We start from the raw sequence: 3716 nt of genomic DNA on the forward strand, positions 1-3716 counted from the left end.
TTTCGGGGGAAAATGGTCGTCCATGATGGTACGGTACATTTTTTTCAGATCTTCAGCCATGGCAATTCTCCTTGGTAGAATAAATCACAATAACCAAAAACCAAAATCCAAATAAATCACAATAGTCAAATTCAAAATTACAAACCTTGTGATCTTGAAGAAAGGGCATTCATCCTTGTTTGATTTTTGGATATTGTAATTTGGGATTTATTTGACCCAATTTTAAGATTGATGAACTCGTAAAAAGTCGCATTTCCGACGGTTTCGTAAAAAGCCCGAGATCAAGGCTTGCGGGCCGCGATAGCGAGCTTGAGCGAGCGAACAATAAATCGATCGCCATCCTTTCGGCGAACATTCATGTTTCATCCTGAGGAAAGAGGCGTACTTACGGTACGCCGCAGTGACGAAGGATGAAGCGTAACGCAGATATTTATCCGCCTCAGGCGGATCGGATTTTTTACGAATCCGTCATTCTTGGTTGCCGTAACGATTGACACTCACCTTATCGCGCTGAAGGGACGCTTTCGGATGGGGCGCCGGCTGCTGGGCCGGATGGCCGATGGCCATGATGGCTGACACCACCGATTCTACCGGCAGGCCCAGAACATCGGCCGCGTATTCACCGGCGGTTTTGGAGTCATCGTAATTGCGCCTGCGCAGCTGAATCCAGCAGCTGCCCAGGCCGAGGTCGGTTGCCGCCAGGTGCAGTATAATGGCTGCGATGGAGGCATCTTCAACCCAGACATCCGATTTGCCCGGATCCGCGCAGACCACGATGGCCAGCGGGGCGTTGGCCAGGAACGAGGCGCCGTGAGGTTTGGCCGTCGACAGCCGCTTGATGATCGCCGGGTCGTTAACCACCACAAATTCCCATGGATTGAACCCCCTGGAAGAGGGTGACCGAAGGACCGCCTCCACGAGCAGGTCAACCTTATCCGCCTCAACGGGTCTATCCTCGAACTTACGAATACTCCGACGCGATCTTAACAAATCGATAAACATATTCTCTCCCCTACAGTCCTGGTTCGTGGTTCGGGGTTCACGGCTTCAGTTCACTGCTCACTGTTAACCGCTCTCTGGTCTATAGTCTCTGGTCGCTGGTCTCAGACCTCAGACCTCAAGCCCCGCAGCACTTTTTATACTTCTTGCCGCTGCCGCAGGTGCACGGGTCGTTTCTCCCGATTTTCGGCCCCTGGCGGACGGCTTGCACCGGCTGCGGCGCCTGACCGTCCTTGAAATACCAGCGGCCGTCTTCCCTGACAAATTCAGCAATTTCATGGTGATCGAACGCCTTGCTGTCTTTGCGGTAGCGTGCCAGAAACTCCACCGTACCCACCGAATCGTCCGGGCCACCCTTCTCTGAATGCCGAACCTCCAGCCGCTGCCAGTCCAGCTTCCTGGACCAGGCTGCCGTCCCTTTGCGGTCCCCATTCTGGCGATTTGAAGGGTGCGTGGTCTCAAAAATATAATCGAACTCCTTTTTCGCATGAGCCGTATAGCGGGATCGCATCAACGCTTCGGCAGTTTCGGCGGCCCGGTCGCCCTTGATCAGGGGTTCACAGCAATCCGAGTAATCTTTTTCACTTCCGCAGGGGCAAAGCGCCATCGTGTTACTCCAATCATTGGGTTGTTTATCATGAAACCATCCATCAGCCTTCGGACAGTGTTTCCCGCCGGCTCTCCCGGGCAGCATCCTTGGGAAGGATGCGCCATGTGAACAGGGGCGACAGGAGATAGAGGATCCCATATCCCAGACAAATCTGTCCGAAAATAGGGGTAAACATGCTGATGGTCAACAGGAGCAGGTTCGCGCGGCCGAACCAGGGATGGCGACTCATCGTCCGTCCCAGGTGGATGTATCGGATGGGGTACAGGTTCATGATGACCCCGGCAAACACCATGGTGCCGGTTGCAAAAAGCCCCCAGAAAAGAATCCGCTGAGAAGAGAGCGCCAGGGCATGGTCGAATATCACCAGCGGAGACATGACCAGCATGGCCGCTGCAGGCGTGGGCAGTCCTTTGAAAAAGCCGGGTATCGGCGTCTTGTCCAGGGTGAAATAGACCAGCCGGCCCATACCCATAGCCGCATAGAATAAGGCAATCCACCCCACGGGCAGGTGCGCAAAGCGGCCTTGACCAAACTGGTTCAGGGTGACGTAGAAAATCCAGGCCGGCACGATGCAGAAGCTGATGGCATCGGCCAGATCGTCCATGATGCTGCCCATGTTGATTTTCTTCTTCGGACGTTCATCTGGAAGGGGTTCCGTCAGGCCCAACCGGCGGGCAAGGGCGCCGTCCAGCTTGTCGAACGTAGCAGCCCCAATCATCATCAGATAGGCTTCCCGCATCCGCCCCTGATAGGCAAAAAAAACAGCAATGAGACCCATCAGGGCGTTCATCACCGTCAGGGCGTTGGGAAACACCGACAGGATTTTTCGTCGAAGCACCTCGTCCCCGTAACATAGTTCGTCCAGGCAGGCAGTGCCGTATTTGCGGCAGTAGCCGGCGATGGATCCTAAGTTGATGATAAAAAACAGAATTTCCACAAAAAACAGGATTCGCAAGGGAACGTTGCCCAGATAGGAGATGCGAAAATAGATCCAGGACTCCGGTCCTGCGGGGATATAAAAAGCATATGCGTAGAGCAACGCACTGACCGGTGCGGCCACGATGGTTCGCATGCGGTTGTATTCGCTGCTCTCTGGCTCTACGCCCTGGCGGATGGCGAACCCGCGCATGAAGGACGCAAAGCTGTCCCGCACCAGTACCGTCACACAAAGCACCAGGACAAAGATCGCATGCATCAACTGGCCTTGGGTGGGATCTGTCTCCGACACCAGCAAACGCCACATCATACCGGCAGCGATGACCGGAAAGATAATGGAATAGACCAGTTTGTCCATGAGTCGGTCCGCAAGGGGAGCAAGCGGGGCGTTGGGCCGGAAGCGGGCAGAAAACCAGCCATCCACCAGATCGAAAATCATAGAGAGGATCAGAAAGGAAACCCCGACGGTATATACCACGGGGTTTCGACCCCATATGACCGCCAAGGCACAGATCATGCCGCCAAAAATCAGGACTGGGCGACTGTAAACAAAAATTGCGGCAAGCCTCGCCGGCAGCGGAATTTTATCGGTCATGGGAGTAAAGCCTGTTGGCCTGAAAGATGTTGATCGGGCACGGCAATTTTTAAGCCTCAGGCATCATAGAGGGATTGCTCACGCTAGTCAAGCCGCGAACGGCCGGGTATCCGCATCTTTGTATGGAATAGGCAGGTTGTCTCCGAGAGGTAGAAACGGTGCGCCAGCAACATTGAAATCTCTCCGCAACAGACAGCGGGATCAGGCATTGCATAACGGTTTAGGCGTCCGGCATTGTCCCTCCGGCAGCCGCCTCCGGACTGTTTTCGAGGAGGCTTTCAATGGCGGGAATGGTGAGTGGCTGGTGAATTCTCAATGCAGCCAGGTTCACCCCGGCATTGTAGTGTCTGAGCAGCCACAGCGGGAGATCGAATTTGTCCCGGCACAGGGTCCAGTAACTGTCCCCCGGCTGGACGCGGTATCGCTGGAGTTCCCCCACACGATAGGCTGCAAAGAAATCCTCCTGCAGCCGCTTGTGAAAATCGTAACGTCGGGCTTCGAAATCCGCGGCTGCTATGGCATCCAGTGGAACTTTAATCTTCTGGTGCAATTGCAGCGGCTGGCCATAGGGTATGT

At 54.6% G+C, this 3716-nt stretch carries 4 protein-coding genes; all 4 read right to left on the bottom strand.

The annotated features are described in order from the left end of the window. Positions 1-468 precede the first annotated feature (468 nt). A complete protein-coding gene (locus QNK41_RS18790; protein ID WP_319260042.1) occupies positions 469-1002 on the bottom strand; it encodes a nitroreductase family protein in 534 nt (177 codons plus the stop codon). A 115-nt stretch (positions 1003-1117) separates the two neighbouring features. Further along, entirely contained in the window at positions 1118-1606 is a 489-nt protein-coding gene (locus QNK41_RS18795; RefSeq protein ID WP_319260045.1) for a YchJ family protein, read from the bottom strand. Between the two features lie 43 nt (positions 1607-1649). Then, positions 1650-3140, bottom strand: a complete 1491-nt coding sequence (locus QNK41_RS18800; RefSeq protein WP_319260047.1) for a CDP-alcohol phosphatidyltransferase family protein — start codon at positions 3138-3140, stop codon at positions 1650-1652. Positions 3141-3360: 220 nt separating this feature from the next. Beyond that, the coding region (locus QNK41_RS18805) for a LysM peptidoglycan-binding domain-containing protein (RefSeq protein ID WP_319260050.1) at positions 3361-3716 on the bottom strand (356 nt) is incomplete at its 5' end.

Source organism: Desulfosarcina sp., assembly GCF_033791525.1.
In the GTDB taxonomy this organism is placed as follows: Bacteria; Desulfobacterota; Desulfobacteria; order Desulfobacterales; family Desulfosarcinaceae; genus Desulfosarcina.